Here is a 17,331-nt window from a genome sequence, read left to right on the forward strand (position 1 = left end):
ATTTACATAATAAATCCAAGTCTTGCCTGCTAAATCAGTAACAATCCTAAATATTCTCTTTTATTACAGATATTACTCTGTGAATATGCATTGTTAAATATAATATTTCGTCATCACTAACTTGATAACTATATTTTTTATCCATGTAATCTTTTATCTTTATAGCACACTCATATGCATCCTTATAATTTACTTTAATAACATCTAAAAATGTATTCTCTTGAGTATTTCCTTGAGTATCTGTCATAACCCTCTTAGCGAAATACTTCAAATGTGTTAGTAACCTATCATAATTTATATCATCATCGTCAAACTCAACATTAAAATTATATCTTATGATATTTAAAATTCCTTTTACGATGTTAGTCATCTTTGTTGATTGACTTGCTGTCTCTTGATAGGTAGCATTTATTATATGTAATGCTATAAATCCTGCCTCATCAATGGGCAATGATATTTTTAATTTTGAATTAATGTGATCTACTGCCCACAGTCCTATTTCAAATTCTTCTTTATGAATCCTTTTTATCTCATGTAAAAATTCATTTTTAATTTGAATGTTCTTTTGATACCTTTTTATAGAAAAAGCTATATGGTCTGCTAAGGAAATATAAACCTGTTTATCAAGCTTTCTATCTAGAGTTTTTTCAGCATGTATAATCGTTTCATGAGCAAGCTGAAATATTCCATCTGGAATTTGGTTAATAAGTCTTTTTATCTTATCTCCAATTCCACGCTTATCAACAGTAAAAGTTTTTTCTATCTTATTTTCCTCAACTTCTTGACCTACTTTTTTCTTAAAAGCTATTCCACATCCCATTAAAATAACTTCCTTTTTAGTCCTTGGGTCTATTGATACTACTACATTGTTATTAAGGATTTTCTCTATGATCATAGATTTCTCAACTCCTTGGTCTCGAGAAAATAAAAAACCTAAACTAAGAACATATTATATGATTCTTAATTTAGGTATTGCCTGCTTTTGCAGTAACAATCCTTTTTTCTTTAATTTCACTACAATTATAGCATCTAAAATTGGTACTGTAAAGCTTTTGCTTACTCCATTTTTACATTTTTCGACTTTAGTTTTGTGACTGAAGAGAAGTATATATTCTTTCTAAATTATCCTTCATAGCATCTATGTAACTAATACCATCTTCGTTACTCTCTAAAGTATAAATTTTCTCAATCTTACCACCAACTTCATTAGCTAAAGTTTGTGATACTTTCTCACTTGCTAACTCTGGCATAAATATAGTCTTTATATTATTTTTTTTGCAGAATTCAACTATTTCTTGCATTCTTTGAGGAGTTATTTCTCCCTCTCCAAATAAATTTTCAACACTTACTTGCTTTAAACCAAACTCTCTGCATAAGTATCCAAAAGCTGCATGTCCTGTAATAAAATCTTTATTCTTTAATCCATCAAATTTACCTTTATATTCATTTATTAATGAATTAGCTTGTTCTGCAAACTTATTGTAATTTGCTTCATAGTAATCCTTATTGCTTGGATCTACTTCTACTAAAGCATTTTTTATATTAAGTGCCTCTCTTTTAGCACCATCTAAGCTTAACCAAAGATGTGGATCTACCTTATCTCCCTCTTTTAACACATCAGCACCTTCTGAAGCATTAACTACTTTAACATCTTTATTCTCTATTGTATTTAAAACCTGATCTATCCAATGTTCCATCCCTAAACCGTTATAAACAAATACTTTTGAATCATTTAAGGCAATTAAATCATTTGTCTTAGGCTCAAAATCATGTGGCTCTGACCCATTTGGAACCATTGTTTTAACATTAACCTTATCTCCACCTATTATCTGAGTAAATTCTCTTAAAGGTTCGATACTTACCATTACATCTATCTTTCCATCATCAGTTTTATTCTCAGCAGTTTTAGCATTTTGACATCCTACAAAAAATACAGCCATGATAATTCCTAAAAAAACTGTTACTATTTTCTTTCTCATACTTCCTCCTGTTTGCAAATGATTTGCATTATTATATTATAAACTTTATATTACTTTTTTATAATTGTCAATATTTATAAAAAAACTAATATGATAAAATAAATAAAAATAGGTAGATTGAATTTCTAACCATCTTTCAATCTACCCACAAACTTATTTTATTATACTTCTAAAAACAAATAAAACTTATTATATAAATTTATAATTTTATAATATTAACTTTTTCTCTGTCCTTTAAAATTTCTATTTCTCTCTTTTGACAAGTAAATAGTATTATTTGATGCTCTCTACATTTTTCATAAAGTATATCTAACATTCTACTTAATCGCTTATCATCATATTGTGTAAAACTCTCATCTAAAATTATAGGAACCTTCTTATCCTTAAATATTATATCAATTATTCCCAATCTAAGGGCTAAATATATTTGATCATAAGTTCCACTACTTAAATATGATGTATCCATAATACTATTATTATCTATATTTCTTACAACAAGACTGTAATCTTCTGAAACTCTTACATCCTTATAATTTCCATCAGTTACCCCTTCAAATATTTCTTCAACTTTTTTATTTATAACTGGTCCAAAACTCTTTTGTAGTTCTTTAAATGCCTTCTCCATATATTTCAATGCAACATCTATAGCTTTAACTTTCTTTTCTAAAGAATTAATACTTAATCTAGTTTCTTCAAGTTCTTCATCAATAAGATATAGACTTCTACTTGATAGTTCTTTGGAACTTATAGAATATTCAACATCCTTAATTTCCTTTTCAGTATTTATTAAGCTATTATTTTTTTCTTTTATTTTTAATAAAACATCATCTTCTTTTTCAAATTGGGAATCAACCTTATACACTCTCTTATTCTCTACTATTTCTCTAAGAGCATTTAAATTTCTACCATTTAATAAAATTCTACAGTTTTCATCTAAGGATGCTATTTTATTTCTAATATCAGAAACCCTTCCTATATTCTTAATAATATCTTCTAAAGCTATTTCTAAAGCTGATAAATCTAAAATTTCTAGTTCCGTCTTAGTTACAGCATTTTTTATAAGTGATTCTCTATTCAAAAGTCTATTGAATATATTATCTTTCTCAGTTTCAACCTCTCTAAGCTTATTCTCTTTTATCTTTAATCTATTTTCCTCTTGATTCTTTGATTTTATCATTTCTAAAATTTCGTCTAAAGAATTTGAATTTGTAACTCTAAATAGTCTCTCTATAAAACTCTGGTTACTTGCCAGCTTTTCTTTTATTTCACCCTCCTTAAGCATAAATAAGCTATTTTCTTTTCCCTTTATCTCTGCATAAAGTAAATCCAGTTCTTTTTTTACAAACTTATAATCTTCTAAAGCTTCTAAGATATCCTCTTGTGTTCTAGCTCTTAAAAATACTTTATAGTCTTCTATTTTTCTTTTTAAAGAAGTTAATTCACTTTTATTTTCATTTACACTTTTTATTTCACTAATATTATTTTCTATTTCAATCAATTGCTTTTTATAATGCTTTCCCATAGCTAGTGTGTATAAAAATATTAACATTGAGAATATAATAGCTGCTAAATGTAAAATATCCTGACTCTTAGTAAACTTAACAAGGAACAATCCACCTAATCCAATTACCCCCAATTGAAGAGCTCTAAATAACATTCTTTTTATATTTATTTTTCTTTTTTTATTTTCATAACCGTCTAAATTATTATCAAAACCTATAAACTCTGTATCTTCTTTCACTTTAAGCTTATATAAATTCAAAACCTTTTCTATTTCATTAGCATATTCATCTGTTAGTTTCAGTGAATTTAAATGACTCAAGAAATCATCTCTTTTTTCCTCTAATAAAGATAATTCTTTTTTTATCTCTCTAATTACTTTATAATTTTCTTTTAAATTACTTTCTTCAACTCTAAGCTCTATTATTTTAGATTCCATATTTTGAGGTAGCTCATTTAATATTCCATACTTATATAAACTCTTTTTTTCCTCTTCTAAATTCTTTTTTAATTCAAAATATTCTTTATTTTTTTCATCAAATGTTCTATTAAGTTCTCTGCAATAATTTATTTCAGCTTTTATATTATTTACTTTTTCTATATTACATAAAGGCTCAACTTTTTTTAGATTACTCAATAAAGTATCTAGTTCTTTATTCAACTCATTTCTCTCTAAAGAATATTTCTCAATTTCCTTAATATCTTTTTCTACATTAGCTCTCTTAATATCATCTTTTATATTCTCTAATTCTTCTATAGAACTACTTATCTCTCTCTTTTTAACTTTAAGAGAATTAAGAATTATTTCATCTTCTATGTTTTCCTCTTGAATTTTAACTCTCTTATATCTTTCTTCTAGAAGATTTCCTTCCTTAATCCTAAGTAAATCTAACTTTCCTGTTTTCCTTTGATTTGTAATTCTCTTTTTTCCATCTTCTAAATTACTTTTTATTTTTTTATAAGAAACTTCATCTTCTCCACTTTCTAATATATTTATTATTCTATTTAATATATCATCTTGTTTTGAATTTTCGACACTGCATCCTAATTGGCTTATAAATAAAGTATTCCTAAAGCCTTCACTAGAAACATCTAAGATATCCTTACCTACTTCTTGCCAAGAATATTCTCTTAGCACTTCTCCAGTTACATTATCTATAACTTGTCCATCATCATACTTTTTAGTTTTTCCAAAGGTTCTATCTATTAATATTTCTTTTCCTTCATCTTCTATTATTAATTCTCCTGAAAACTCGCCTTTACCTATTGGCGTATATTTCACTCTATCTCCAATAAGTTTTCTGCCCTTTCTACTATCAACACCATAAAGCATTACTTTTATAAATGATTGTAATGTACTTTTTCCGCTTTCATTTTCTCCATAAACAATATTAAATCCATCTCTAAGTTCTAACTCTTTATTCTCTAACTTACCAAAAGATTTAACATTTAACTTCTTAATCTTCATTTAAATTCACTTCTCCATCCAAAAGACTTTCCATACCAATATTAAATGCTAGCTCCAATATTTCTGGATTCTCTTCCTCTTCTTCAAAAGCTTCTTTCATCATAGAACAGAAAATCCCTTTTATTGAATACTCATTACTTAATTCATCTATATCAAAATCTATCTTACTTTCATTCAAAATTCTACAATAGAAAAATTCATCTTTAAGTAGCTTTTCTAATAAATCAATATCTATCTTCAGATGTTCTTTTACTTTACCTTTTAAAATAATGTTAAATAGATTTTTCATCCTAACTTCTTTTGGAATACTTAATTTTATATTTTCTAAAATATCTTCTTTAGTTTCACATTCACTTACATCTAACTCATTAACAAAATACTCTCTTTTATTAAATTTAATAAACTCTAAGTCAACAAATCCATTGCTTATATCTCCTAAAATCACACCTTTATCTCCTGTTTCATCAAAGCCCCTACCTTCTGGACATCCTGGATAAGCGTAAGATGTTCTACCTTCTTTACTTATCCCTGAGAATTTATGAACATGTCCCAATGCTAAGTAATCTAGTTTACTTTCATATATTTCTCTAATAGTTATAGGATTATATTCTCCTTCAGAGGCATTGCTTATTTCTCCGTGAAGTACCATTATTTTTATTAAATCTAAATCTTTATCGTCAACTTTAAACTCTTTAAGTTTTGATTCTCTAATGTATTTATCCTTAAAAGATGCTCCATAAACAACAACACCTAATTCTTCTAAATATACTTTTTCTATTTCCTCATTAAATATATAAACATTATCTCCCCAATCAATCATACTATAAAATGATCTATTGTTATAAGGATCATGGTTTCCTGCTGCTATAAAAACTTTTATATTATATTTTTTAGCCCTATCCATTTGTTCTTTTATAAATATCAGAGTACTCTTTTCTACAGTTGTATTGTCAAAAAGGTCTCCTGCTAAAAGTATTAAATCAACTTTTTCTTCTATAGCTTTACTAATAATTCTATTAAATGATTCTCTTAACTCTGCTCTTCTCATATCTCCTATTTCTTTAGGTAATTCTCTAAATGGAGTATCAAAATGTACATCACTAAAATGTAGTATTTTCACCTTTTTCAACAACTTTCCGCCTCTCTCATTCCAATTTATTCTAATTTTATCATAGAGAATAATAAAAAAAAAGACTACTTAGAAGATGATAAACATCCTCTAAGTAGCCCCTTTTTGCGGTAGAAGTATTAGCTTAATGTTTTGGCGGTTCACCCTCCATAACATTTTCTCCTGTTATTAATTCTTTAGAATCACTATGTAGGATTCTATTCATAATGGCAGTTTCAACTATCATTATTTTTCCCTCCTACTTTTTAATGAGTCTTCGATTCAGTTCAGGACTAGCGAAAAAGTCTTTATTTTATTTGGCTTTCGTATGCTTCTACCATTCTTTTTACCATTTCGCCGCCTACGGAACCACATTGTCTTGAACTTAGATCTCCATTATAATCACTAAATGGTACACCTAGCTCTCTAGCTACCTCAGTCTTGAATTTACTTAATCCATTTTTTGCTTCTGGAACTAATGATTTTGACATTTCTAATTCCTCCTTTGGCTTTGGTAATTTCGTAAGTTTAAGATTTGTTTATCTCTTGCTTACACTATTATATTAACCAAAATACAGATTATAAACCTATGAAATAGAAGGATTATATGCCATATTATTCTAATGTTATCTCTTTTTAATGATAATACCTGCAACTACAAGTAAACTTGCTATTTGAGCTAAAATTCCTCCGTCTAAAGCTCCACCAGTCCTAGGTAATTCAACAACTGTTTTATTTTCTAATTTTTCTTCAACTTTACCGTCATTATCTTGTGAATTATTTTCTTTAATACTGTTATCTTCTTTAATTTTATTATCTAAAACCTCATTAGGTGCTTTAGCATCATCACTACTTGTTTTATTTGTATCCTTATCTAAATTAGATGTATTGTTTTTATCATCTGGATTGCTTATAACATCTTCATTTATTATAGGCTCTTTATTTAACTCATTTTTTTCATTTGGTTCAACTTTTTCATTTACCTCTTCAATAGGTAAATCTTTTTCATTTATAGAAGCTATATTGGTATACTTTCCATCCTTAGATGATGGGATTGCTAAAAATCCTGAATTAACTAACTCTCTAACTCTTTTATAATTATCTGACTTTGGATCTATTCCTAGTAAACTCCAATTATTTTGTTTTTGTGATTTTATAAGTCCATGCTTAACATTTTTAACATAATCTATAGCTAGATTTCTTATAGTTCCAGCTTCTTCTCCATATGCTGTTTTAGAATCCCAAATTTTTTCAAAGTTTTTTCCTTGAAAAATTCCACCTGCGCCTTGTAATTGGCCAAGTCTATATGAATTCATTCCTAATGTTAGAATATCAGTATCATTAACTGTTCTTCCATCTTTATACTTAAGATTTTTAATTCTATTTCCTTCTTCTTCTCTTAGATCAATATTATAAGTTACTCCACCAAACATATCATTAGTACTATATTTAGATGCTCTTCTTTCTGGATTAAAACTTGGAGTTATATCTCCTAGCTTTAAAGTATTAAAATATCCTGCAGCCCATTCCATATAAGTTTTTAAATCTTTCCCAGTTACTTTATAAACAGACACTTCTCCACCTGTATATCTATAATTATAAGCAATATCTTTTTTCTTGATTTCACCTACATCTAATTTAGCCTTATCATTATCTATAGCTAATGCAATTACATCTGCTTTGCTATAATACTGTCCAACTTCGTGGAAAAAATTTATTAATGGAGTATCTTCTATATGTATAGTTGGTATTCCTTTTATGTAATTTTCATCAACCATATTAACACCTTCAAGCTTTCCAATAACAGTATTGGCATCTTTACGAAGTTCTTCATGGTAAGGATTTAATAAATTTTCTATTTCTTTATCTGATTCTACATTAGCTACTGAAATAGTAGTTGCTTCTTTATTTTCAAGAACATTCTTTCCATTTTTATTTTTAAAAGTTAAATCTATTTTTGATACAGCACGTCCATACTTTCCTGGTTCTGTTATAAGCACTCCATTTATGACTTGATTTTTAACCAATTTATGCATATGTCCACCAATAATTGCTGTAAGCTCTGGACATTGATTAGCTATATCTGTAAGTCCTGTATCTGGAATAGCATTTTCATTATCTACTCCCATATGCATAACACCAATTATAGCATCAACTTTTCCTTCTAACTCTTTAATTGCTTTTTTTGTTTCATCAACTGGATTTCTAAATTCTAATCCTTCTATATTGTGTGGCTTTTCGAATTTTTTTACCATTGGAGTATCCATACCTATAATACCAATATTAACTCCATCTCTTTCTATTATGGTATATCCATCCATAAATCTTGTACCATCTTCATTATATATATTCCCTGCTAGCACTTTTCCTTCAAACTGATCTGTTACATGCTTAAGTACATCTAAGCCAAAATTAAATTCATGATTTCCCATTTCCCAAACATCATATTTCATTTTATTCATACCTAAAACTATAGGTTGCTTAGGGCCCTTATTAAAATTTTCAACATAATTATCCTGAATTGAATCGCCTGCATCTACAAGGATAGTATTAGGATTTTTTGCTCTCTCTTCCTTGACTATAGTTGATATTTGAGATAAACTCCCAGCCTTATTTTCTGTATCCGCTGCATATTCCCAAGGGACAAATCTACCATGTATATCTGAAGTTCCTAAAATAGTAATTTTTCTTTCATCAGAAATCTCCTTTCCTTGGACATCTACACCATTGAAAACACATAAATTTAATGATAAAAACGTAATTGTAACTAAACTTAAAGTTTTAATAATTTTTTTCACAGTTTTTCCCCCTAATTCTTTAATTTTACATTATAATTATATACGCCCTTGTAATTGTTTACAAGTTTTTCACACGTTATACACACTTTATATATAGTTATTATCAATAAATTTTCTACAAATTACGTTTTAATCCTAGCTAATCTCTTTTTTATCTATTCTATATATAAAAAATATTAATTTAAACTTCAAATAAATTTTTACAAAAAAAAAATCAGTGAATTACTTCACTGATTTTTGGCAGGGGCAGTAGGACTTGAACCCACAACCAATGGTTTTGGAGACCACTACTCTACCAATTGAGCCATACCCCTATAATAAAATATTATGTTTTGTGTTAAATTGGCAGGGGCAGTAGGACTTGAACCCACAACCAATGGTTTTGGAGACCACTACTCTACCAATTGAGCCATACCCCTGAACACAGATTTTATTATATATTAAAATCTAACTTAACGCAAGTATTTTTTATGTAGAATTTTATTTTTAATAAAAAATACATATTAATCATTAATAAAAAAAAGTATATCAAGATATTTTTCCTCATTTTGATACCTAATTTAAGTAAGTATAATTCTTAATTATCCATTTTAACCTACTCAAATTCAAAAATAGTTTCCATTAAACTTGATATACTTTTTTATATAATTATTGCGTTAACTAATAACCACTCTATAATTTAATATCTCTCTTAAAATACTACGATAATTTAAAACCAGCCTCTTTTAACTTCTTCTTTATTTCTGATATATTTCCATCTTTAACTCTTACTATTACTTCCTTAACGTCAGTTAATGATTTCGTATCTACTATAACTACACTTAAAAAATCTCCTTCTTCTTGAGAAATTATTTTAGTTATTTTTGATAGTTGTCCTGGAACATCATATGACCTAACAACTATTCTCTCCCCTTTATTTAATCCAAAAGCATTAGTAAATTCTCTAAATACAGCTTTATGAGTTAGTATTCCTTTAAAATTATTAAACTCATCTACTACAGCCACAAATGATATTCTCATTTTTTCAAGCATAGCTACAGCTGTTTCTATATGCTCTTCCTTATTTATTATTGGAATTTCAGTTTTTAATATTTCTTCAACTGTAATTTCATTTAGTAAATCTTCTTTACTAATATTATTTTTAAAATAGTACTCATAAATACAACTTTTAGAAACTGCACCTCTAAACTTATCGCCATCTACTACAGGAATTGATAAAAACTTATTATCCTCCATAATCTTTAATGCATCTTTAAGTAGGGTTTTAGAATTAACCAAATCAAGCTTCTCTTTTTTTGTCATGACAGACTTTACTAACATATAAATCCCCCCAACTCCCAATTTTACATACTTTATACTATTATTATACTATTTTATATTCTTATAGTTATCCTCTTAATACAAATTTGCTAAAGTCTTAAATTCTATTGTATTTATATAAACTTAGTTGATATTATAATAATTTTACTGAGGAGTATTTTATCAACTATCATCCTAATTTTTCTATAAAAATATTACATAATAAGATTTAAAATATCTAGTTAATCACTTACTCTCTTTTCTTTTTCTTTAAAGTTGGATAGAATGATTAAAGAGTGTTAATTAGAAAGGAGTTCTTTATGGAATTTATAGTAGATAGTGTTGAAAAAACTATGGATATAGGAAGACAACTTGGTTCTCTTGTAAATAAGGGAGATATTCTTTGTTTAACTGGAGATTTAGGAACTGGTAAAACTCATATGAGTAAAGGAATAGCAGAAGGATTAGAGATAACTGAGCACATAACTAGTCCAACTTTTAATATAGTAAATGAATATCACAGCGGAAGATTAACTCTTTATCATTTTGATGTTTACAGAGTTAATGATCCAGATGAGATTGAAGCTATAGGCTTTGATGAATATATATTTGGTGAAGGTGTAAGTTTAATTGAGTGGGCTAACTATATAGAGGAACTTATCCCAGAAGAATATATACATATTAAAATAGAAAAAATGCCTGAAATGGGTGAAAACTTTAGAAAAATAACTATTAATGGTTATGGAGATAGATACAATTACATAAAGGAGATTAAAGCATGTTAGTATTAAGTGTTGATTCTTCTTCAAGCACTGCCACTTGTGCTCTAGTAAGTAACAAGGGCCTTTTAGGAGAAATATGTTTAAATGATAAAAAACAACATTCAGTTTTATTAATGGATTTAATAGATGATTTACTTAAGTACAATAACTTAAAAGTAAAAGATTTAGATGGATTCGTTGTTAGTGAAGGTCCTGGTTCATTCACAGGACTTAGAATAGGAATGGCCACAATAAAAGGATTAAGCTTTGGAAGTCAGAAACCATCCGTTTGTGTTTCATCTTTAGATGCATTAGCTTATAACATTTCAGGATTTAATGGAATCATCTGTCCTATAATAGATGCGCTTAGGGGAAATGTCTACACTTCTCTTTACAAAAAAGAAGGTGATGAACTTGTTTCTTTAAGTGAAAAAGAATGTATTTCATTAACTGAATTAATAGAACAAATCAAAGAAAAAAATGAACCTGTAATCTTTGTTGGTGATGGAATAGCTAAGCATAAAGAAGCTTTAAAAGCTGCTCTCCCAAACTGTTTCTTTGCTCCAAGTCATTCAGCTTATCCTAGAGCTGCTTCAGTTGGAGAATTAGGATTAAGATTGTTAGAAAAAGGAGTTACTCACGATTTAAATACATATGCTCCTGTTTATCTAAGAAAATCTCAAGCTGAAAGAGAATATGAAGAAAGAATGAGATTAAAATAATGAGCTCATATAAAATAGAACTTATGGATTCTTCTCATGTAGAAGGTGTATTTGAAGTTAGCAAGCTTAGTCTTTCTGAAGCTTGGAATCTAGATTCAATAGAAAAAGAACTTTCAAATAAGCTAGCAAAATACCTTGTTGCTTTAGATGGCGACAAGGTTATTGGCTTTGTTGGAATATGGATTGTTTTTGATGAAGGTGATATAACAAACATAGCTATTCACCCTGATTATAGAAAACAAGGAATTGGTGATTTGTTAATGACTAATCTAATTTCTATATGCAAAGAAAACAATATAAATTCTCTTACTCTAGAAGTTAGAGAATCAAATATTCCTGCTCAAAATCTATATAAAAAGCATAGCTTTAAAGAAGAAGGCATAAGAAAAAACTTTTATGATAACCCAAAAGAAAATGCAATAATAATGTGGAGATATAATATCTAATTATTTAATTTATTTCTTAATTATTTGAACCTCCACAACTTATAGATTTTTATAATCTAAAATGAAAACTCAAAAAAACTTACAAATACTATTGAATTAATTTTTTATTAATATATATATTTGTAAGTTTTATTTTTATATACTATTTTATTTTTTATACTTTTCGAATGCTGCCTTCGCATCCCAATGAACATCCCTAAAAAATATAATAATCCATATGATTATTGCTATTATTGAACAATACTTATTTATAAAATAAGAAAAAATAGCTCCCATAAATAAGATTATTGACCAAATAAAAAATGAATTTCTCATATCTATACTTATTTTATTCTTATCATAATCATCTCTTTCTTTTTTTGAAAAACTATTAAACCCACTAACAAGTATTGCTCCTTTCCCTTTTAATATAGCAAATATCAATGAAAAAACTAAAAATATGATTCCTAAAGTCAAACAAATACTTACTCCTAAATTCATAACTCCAAGCCCCCATTTCCCAATTTTATCCTTTTGATTATTATAAAAAATATAGGCTAGAACCCTAGCCTATATTTAATAAATTTCTTATCCTAAATTTTCTCTCATTGGTCTATCTAACATTGGCTCCACTTTAAATACTGATACTGAAACCTTTTTATATAAAACATAAGTTAATCCACATACTAAAACTGCTTTAATTCCATTGAAAGGAATTAATCCAACTGTTATATATTGCATTAATTCGGCCTTTGACATAGCCATTCCGTAAGCTGGAAGTAATAAATATACATTAGCTAGTATTCCTAGAATCTCCATAGCTATTGTACCTACTACCATTCCTAAAATAGCATTTTTCTTAGTCTTATTCCTCTTATAAATAACAGCTGCTGGCCATACTAAAGCTACTCCTATTAAGAAGTTAGCAAATTCTCCTACGAATGCAGTTCCTGTTCCTTTAACTATTAAGATTAATAAGTTTTTCATAAGTTCTATTACTACACCAGATAAAGGCCCAAAAGCAAATGCTCCCATAAGAGCTGGTACATCACTTAAATCAATTTTAAGCCATGGGAATATAGGTATTACCGGGAAATCCACATACATAAGGATTACCGCTATGGCTGATAAAAGTGCTAGTTTAATAAATTTGTTAGTGTTTAAGGTGTTTGTTTTCATTCTTGTCCCCTCCCAAAAGTTAATTCCTCTGGGGCTAAGTCTTTAATGATTTTTTTCAAAATAAAAGCCCTGATACGTGTTTGTACCAGGGCGTATAATTTCAGAATTTAAATCATTAAACACTCATCTTCTTTCATCCAGACTATACTGTCGGCCTCGGAATTTCACCGAATCATGCTAAAAATAGCTCGCGGGCTTTACCGCCGGTGGGGACTTACACCCCGCCCTGAAGACTTTTTATTTATTTGTTATAATTTTAACTCTTTTTCTCTTCTAATTCAATATAAAACTCAACTTTTTTTAACTAATAAATATGAACTTTTAAATAACTAATAAAATATAAAACTATATATTTCCCTAAAAACCAAGGTATAAATAAACCCAATAAATTTATTATAATCTTTAAATTAACCTTCCTTCTTCATTGAAAGAGATATTCTTTTTCTTTTTAAGTCTACATCTAAAATTCTAACTTCAACTACATCACCAACTTTAACTATATCAAGTGGATGCTTAACAAATCTATCTGCCATTTGGCTCTTATGAACTAATCCATCTTGGTGTACTCCAATGTCAACAAAAGCTCCAAAGTCAGATACATTTCTAACTGTTCCCATTAACATCATTCCCGGTTTTAAATCCTTCATTTCAATTACTCCTGATTTAAATATTGGCTTAGGTAACTCTTCTCTTGGGTCTCTTCCTGGTTTCTTAATTTCTTTTATAATATCATTAAGAGTTGGTTCTCCGACCTCTAATTCTTTAGCTAAATTACTTATTCCTTTAGCTTTTACTCTCTCATCAATATCTGTTAACTTACCATTTTTCAAGTCAATCTCTGTATATCCTAAAGTCTTTATAAGATCTTTTGCTACACCATATGACTCTGGATGAACAGAAGTGTTATCTAAAGCTTCCTTACTTTCCATAACTCTTAAGAATCCTGCACATTGCTCATAAGCTTTTTGACCTAATCTCTTAACCTTTAAAAGTTCTTTTCTACTTTTAAATTTACCATTCTCTTCTCTATATTCAACAATATTTTTAGCTATTGAAGCATTTATCCCTGAAATATAGTTTAATAATGCAGGTGTTGCTATGTTTAAATCTACTCCAACATTATTAACACAATCCTCCACTACTCCAGCTAATGATTCATCTAATTTCTTTTGAGTTACATCATGCTGATATTGACCTACTCCTATAGCCTTTGGATCAATTTTTACAAGTTCAGCTAACGGATCTTGAAGTCTTCTTCCTATAGAAATAGCTCCTCTTACCGTTACATCTAGGTCTGGATACTCCTTATTTGCTAATTCTGATGCTGAATAAACAGAAGCTCCTGCCTCAGAAACTATAACATAGAATAACTCTTTTCCAGTTTCATCTTTAATTTCTTTAAGCATTCTAGCAATAACTTCTTCTGATTCTCTTGAAGCAGTTCCATTTCCTAAAGATATAACCTCTACTCCATGCTTTTTAATAAGAGTTTTTAATATTTTTATTGTTTCATCTATTCTATTTTGAGGAGCAGTAGGATAAACCGTTGTATTCTCAACAAACTTTCCTGTTTCATCTAATATTGCAACCTTACACCCAGTTCTGAATCCAGGGTCATATCCCATTACAACTTTTCCTTTTATAGGTGCTTGCATCAAAAGAGCCTTTAGATTAGCTTTGAATATATCAATAGCTCCCTCTTCTCCCTTACTTGTTAACTCACTTCTTATTTCTCTTTCTATTGAAGGATAAATAAGTCTCTTTAATGAATCCTTAACACTTTCTTCTAAGTATTTGTCAGTAACTTTATTGCCATTTAAAACTCTTTGTTTTAGATAGTCTACTAATATATCCTCATTACAATTTACTTTTACGGAAAGAATTTTTTCTTTTTCTCCTCTATTTACAGCTAGTATTCTATGAGAAGGGATTGTTCTTACTGGTTCTTGATAGTCATAATACATTTCGTAAGGAGTTTGTTCATCACTTCCTCCTTTAACAACTAAGATTCCTTCTCTTTGAACAAAACCTCTAATCCACTTTCTATAATCAGCATTATCAGATATAACTTCACTTGCTATGTCCATAGCTCCTTGAAGTGCTTCATCTGAAGTTTTTACGCCTTTTTCTTCATCTATGTATTTACTAGCTTCACTTTCTATATCTCCAGTAAATTTACCTAATAATATAAGTTCTGCTAATGGCTTCAATCCTTTTTCCACAGCCATAGTAGCTCTAGTTCTCTTCTTAGCTTTAAATGGTCTATATATATCCTCAACCTCAGTTAATGTAGTTGCTTTTTCAACCTTAGCTTTTAATTCTGGAGTTAATTTTTCTTGTTCTTCAATAATTCTTAAAACATCTTCTTTTCTAGCCTCTAAGTTTCTTAAATAAGTTAATCTTTCAAAAAACTTTCTTAAAATTTCATCTGTAAGACCACCAGTTCTTTCTTTTCTATATCTAGCTATGAATGGTACTGTATTCCCTTCATCTAACATTTCTATAACACTTGATACCTGCTTTAGTGAAATACCAAGTTCCTTTGATAAAATCTCATTTATATTATTCATAACTTCCTCCTATACTCTACTATTTATTATTATATTACTTCCATTTTTTAATTCAAGATTATTGGTATTTTTTTGAATAAACATAATTTTTATTTCATACCTTTAATTATAATGCAATCTTATATGGAGGATTTTATGAAAAAAATATACATAGCAGGTTTAAACATCTTGCTTTGCACATTAATACTTATGATAAATTTCTCATTAATTTTTATGAGCAAGTTTGATTCATTTGAAAAAAATGATGTCTTAAATAACATAAAATATTTAACCTCTGATGAATTAGAAGGAAGACTTTGTGGAAATGAAGGTAACTACTTAGCTCAAAACTTTATAGAAACCTCTTTTAAAGAAGCTAATATAAGTAAATTTAACTCTTCCTACTTACAATCTTTTAATGTTAAGGCTCCAATCCCAGTAGATGGAGAACCTTATTTAAATGTATTTGATGAAAATGAAAATTTAGTTATGTCTTATAAATATGGAATTGATTTTAAAGAAGCATTTATAAACTTTAGAGTAAATAACATAAGCTTTTCTAAGGAAAATAACTATAATATTCTTCCTTCAATAATCAAAGGAACATCTGCAAAAAATGAAAACATAGTTTTTCTTTCTGCTCCAATAGATACATTTAATTTCAGAAGTTCTTTTATAGAAAATACTCCTTGCGATTTATATGTCTTGGTTGCACCAGACTTAATAAAAGAGCTAGAAGATTACTTAAATAAAGGTTATAGAATAGATTGTTTTCTTCCTTATGAAGTACAAGAAAAAGAAGTGAATAACATTACTGGAATAATAAAAGGTAAAAACCCTCTTCTTCCACCACTTGTTTTAAGCGCTCATTTTGACCATATGGGAAAAGGTATTTCCGGGGAAATCTATAGAGGAGCTCTTGATAATGCATCTGGTGCTTCATTTTTACTAGAACTTTCATCCTTCCTAGCCTCATTGCCACCTCCATCTAGAGATATAATAATAGTTTCTCTAAATGCTGAGGAGTTTGGACTACTTGGTTCAAAAAACTTTGTGTCTACTAATAAGGATAAATTAACTGGTTCAACTATTATTAACTTTGATATGATTGGAAGCGATAAAAATGTCCCTTTAACCTTTATGGGTGGAGAAGATCCATGTGTTCATAGTGAACTTTTAGAGAGATTATGTGAAATTTGTAACCACAAGAAGATAACTAATATAGTTGAAAAAAAAGATTCCTCTGACCATGCTAGTTTTGTTAAAGAGGGCTTTGATTCAATTACAATAAATGATGGTGATATAACTAGAATCCATACTCCAGAGGATACCATAGACTATATAAGTCCAACAGCTATAGATAGAAGTTTTTCAGTTGTATGGCCTGAAATATTCCAAAGTGCATATGCCTCTTCTGGTCTATTTCTTCTAGATTTTAAAATACTAATACTTTTAATAACTTCAACTTTTATATGCATAATATTGAAGTTAAAGAGTTAATAAAAATCTTATAAAACCTTATATAAAATGGGGCTGTATAAAA

14 protein-coding genes, 2 tRNA genes and 1 riboswitch are annotated in these 17,331 nt (G+C 28.4%); of the genes, 4 read left to right on the forward strand and 12 right to left on the reverse strand.

The features are described 5' to 3' along the window. Positions 1 to 46: 46 nt before the first annotated feature. The 9 genes from licT to ACQZHJ_RS14715 form a co-directional block, all read right to left on the reverse strand. Positions 47 to 895: a BglG family transcription antiterminator LicT gene (gene licT / locus ACQZHJ_RS14675; RefSeq protein ID WP_430486298.1), complete on the reverse strand. Its 849-nt coding sequence runs from the start codon at positions 893 to 895 to the stop codon at positions 47 to 49. A 187-nt stretch (positions 896 to 1,082) separates the two neighbouring features. Continuing rightward, positions 1,083 to 1,979 (reverse strand): metal ABC transporter substrate-binding protein, encoded by an 897-nt coding sequence (locus ACQZHJ_RS14680; protein ID WP_430486299.1) that lies wholly within the window; start codon positions 1,977 to 1,979, stop codon positions 1,083 to 1,085. 199 nt (positions 1,980 to 2,178) lie between these two features. After that, complete coding sequence (locus ACQZHJ_RS14685; protein WP_430486300.1) at positions 2,179 to 4,947, reverse strand: ATP-binding protein; 2,769 nt, start codon at positions 4,945 to 4,947, stop codon at positions 2,179 to 2,181. Then, positions 4,937 to 6,067, reverse strand: a complete 1,131-nt coding sequence (locus ACQZHJ_RS14690; RefSeq protein ID WP_430486301.1) for a metallophosphoesterase family protein — start codon at positions 6,065 to 6,067, stop codon at positions 4,937 to 4,939. Before ACQZHJ_RS14690 ends, ACQZHJ_RS14685 begins: the two co-directional genes overlap by 11 nt. Positions 6,068 to 6,363: 296 nt before the next feature. Then, the gene (locus ACQZHJ_RS14695) at positions 6,364 to 6,546 is read right to left on the reverse strand and encodes an alpha/beta-type small acid-soluble spore protein (protein WP_300348627.1); all 183 of its coding nucleotides are present in this window, start codon (positions 6,544 to 6,546) and stop codon (positions 6,364 to 6,366) included. A 135-nt stretch (positions 6,547 to 6,681) separates the two neighbouring features. Beyond that, a complete protein-coding gene (locus tag ACQZHJ_RS14700) occupies positions 6,682 to 8,853 on the reverse strand; it encodes a bifunctional metallophosphatase/5'-nucleotidase (RefSeq protein WP_430486302.1) in 2,172 nt (723 codons plus the stop codon). Positions 8,854 to 9,091: 238 nt separating this feature from the next. Further along, a tRNA-Trp gene (locus ACQZHJ_RS14705) sits at positions 9,092 to 9,167 on the reverse strand. 29 nt (positions 9,168 to 9,196) lie between these two features. Continuing rightward, positions 9,197 to 9,272 (reverse strand) — tRNA-Trp (locus ACQZHJ_RS14710). Between the two features lie 280 nt (positions 9,273 to 9,552). Next, positions 9,553 to 10,173: a CBS domain-containing protein gene (locus ACQZHJ_RS14715; RefSeq protein WP_430486303.1), complete on the reverse strand. Its 621-nt coding sequence runs from the start codon at positions 10,171 to 10,173 to the stop codon at positions 9,553 to 9,555. 299 nt (positions 10,174 to 10,472) lie between these two features. On the opposite strand from ACQZHJ_RS14715, the gene tsaE reads away from it, so the two are divergent. The 3 genes from tsaE to rimI are packed head-to-tail and all read left to right on the forward strand — an operon-like array spanning position 10,473 to position 12,081. Then, a complete protein-coding gene (tsaE, locus tag ACQZHJ_RS14720) occupies positions 10,473 to 10,937 on the forward strand; it encodes a tRNA (adenosine(37)-N6)-threonylcarbamoyltransferase complex ATPase subunit type 1 TsaE (RefSeq protein WP_430486304.1) in 465 nt (154 codons plus the stop codon). Continuing rightward, entirely contained in the window at positions 10,931 to 11,635 is a 705-nt protein-coding gene (tsaB, locus tag ACQZHJ_RS14725) for a tRNA (adenosine(37)-N6)-threonylcarbamoyltransferase complex dimerization subunit type 1 TsaB (protein ID WP_430486305.1), read from the forward strand. Before tsaE ends, tsaB begins: the two co-directional genes overlap by 7 nt. Continuing rightward, positions 11,635 to 12,081: a ribosomal protein S18-alanine N-acetyltransferase gene (rimI, locus tag ACQZHJ_RS14730; RefSeq protein WP_430486306.1), complete on the forward strand. Its 447-nt coding sequence runs from the start codon at positions 11,635 to 11,637 to the stop codon at positions 12,079 to 12,081. Before tsaB ends, rimI begins: the two co-directional genes overlap by 1 nt. 147 nt (positions 12,082 to 12,228) lie before the next feature. Here rimI and ACQZHJ_RS14735 read toward each other — a convergent pair whose 3' ends face one another. From ACQZHJ_RS14735 to tex, 3 genes are all read right to left on the reverse strand, one after another. Then, positions 12,229 to 12,561: a DUF3784 domain-containing protein gene (locus tag ACQZHJ_RS14735; RefSeq protein WP_430486307.1), complete on the reverse strand. Its 333-nt coding sequence runs from the start codon at positions 12,559 to 12,561 to the stop codon at positions 12,229 to 12,231. A gap of 87 nt (positions 12,562 to 12,648) precedes the next feature. After that, a complete protein-coding gene (locus ACQZHJ_RS14740; RefSeq protein WP_430486308.1) occupies positions 12,649 to 13,239 on the reverse strand; it encodes an ECF transporter S component in 591 nt (196 codons plus the stop codon). Positions 13,240 to 13,360: 121 nt separating this feature from the next. Beyond that, positions 13,361 to 13,477, reverse strand: a riboswitch (FMN riboswitch). Between the two features lie 169 nt (positions 13,478 to 13,646). Then, positions 13,647 to 15,809 (reverse strand): RNA-binding transcriptional accessory protein Tex, encoded by a 2,163-nt coding sequence (gene tex / locus ACQZHJ_RS14745; RefSeq protein ID WP_430486309.1) that lies wholly within the window; start codon positions 15,807 to 15,809, stop codon positions 13,647 to 13,649. A gap of 135 nt (positions 15,810 to 15,944) precedes the next feature. Between tex and ACQZHJ_RS14750 the strand changes: the two genes are divergently transcribed. Further along, entirely contained in the window at positions 15,945 to 17,288 is a 1,344-nt protein-coding gene (locus tag ACQZHJ_RS14750; RefSeq protein WP_430486310.1) for a M28 family metallopeptidase, read from the forward strand. Positions 17,289 to 17,331: the final 43 nt, after the last annotated feature.

It is taken from the genome of Clostridium sp. B9, from assembly GCF_050509515.1.
GTDB lineage: Bacteria > Bacillota > Clostridia > Clostridiales > Clostridiaceae > Sarcina.

Excerpts from the sequence above, each read along its gene's own strand:
- tsaB (WP_430486305.1), top strand. The coding sequence starts at position 10,931 with ATGTTAGTATTAAGTGTTGATTCTTCTTCAAGCACTGCCACTTGTGCT.
- tex (WP_430486309.1), bottom strand. The coding sequence starts at position 15,809 with ATGAATAATATAAATGAGATTTTATCAAAGGAACTTGGTATTTCACTA.
- ACQZHJ_RS14715 (WP_430486303.1), bottom strand. The coding sequence starts at position 10,173 with ATGTTAGTAAAGTCTGTCATGACAAAAAAAGAGAAGCTTGATTTGGTT.
- rimI (WP_430486306.1), top strand. The coding sequence starts at position 11,635 with ATGAGCTCATATAAAATAGAACTTATGGATTCTTCTCATGTAGAAGGT.
- tsaE (WP_430486304.1), top strand. The coding sequence starts at position 10,473 with ATGGAATTTATAGTAGATAGTGTTGAAAAAACTATGGATATAGGAAGA.
- ACQZHJ_RS14735 (WP_430486307.1), bottom strand. The coding sequence starts at position 12,561 with ATGAATTTAGGAGTAAGTATTTGTTTGACTTTAGGAATCATATTTTTA.
- ACQZHJ_RS14695 (WP_300348627.1), bottom strand. The coding sequence starts at position 6,546 with ATGTCAAAATCATTAGTTCCAGAAGCAAAAAATGGATTAAGTAAATTC.
- ACQZHJ_RS14680 (WP_430486299.1), bottom strand. The coding sequence starts at position 1,979 with ATGAGAAAGAAAATAGTAACAGTTTTTTTAGGAATTATCATGGCTGTA.
- ACQZHJ_RS14740 (WP_430486308.1), bottom strand. The coding sequence starts at position 13,239 with ATGAAAACAAACACCTTAAACACTAACAAATTTATTAAACTAGCACTT.
- ACQZHJ_RS14750 (WP_430486310.1), top strand. The coding sequence starts at position 15,945 with ATGAAAAAAATATACATAGCAGGTTTAAACATCTTGCTTTGCACATTA.
- ACQZHJ_RS14685 (WP_430486300.1), bottom strand. The coding sequence starts at position 4,947 with ATGAAGATTAAGAAGTTAAATGTTAAATCTTTTGGTAAGTTAGAGAAT.
- licT (WP_430486298.1), bottom strand. The coding sequence starts at position 895 with ATGATCATAGAGAAAATCCTTAATAACAATGTAGTAGTATCAATAGAC.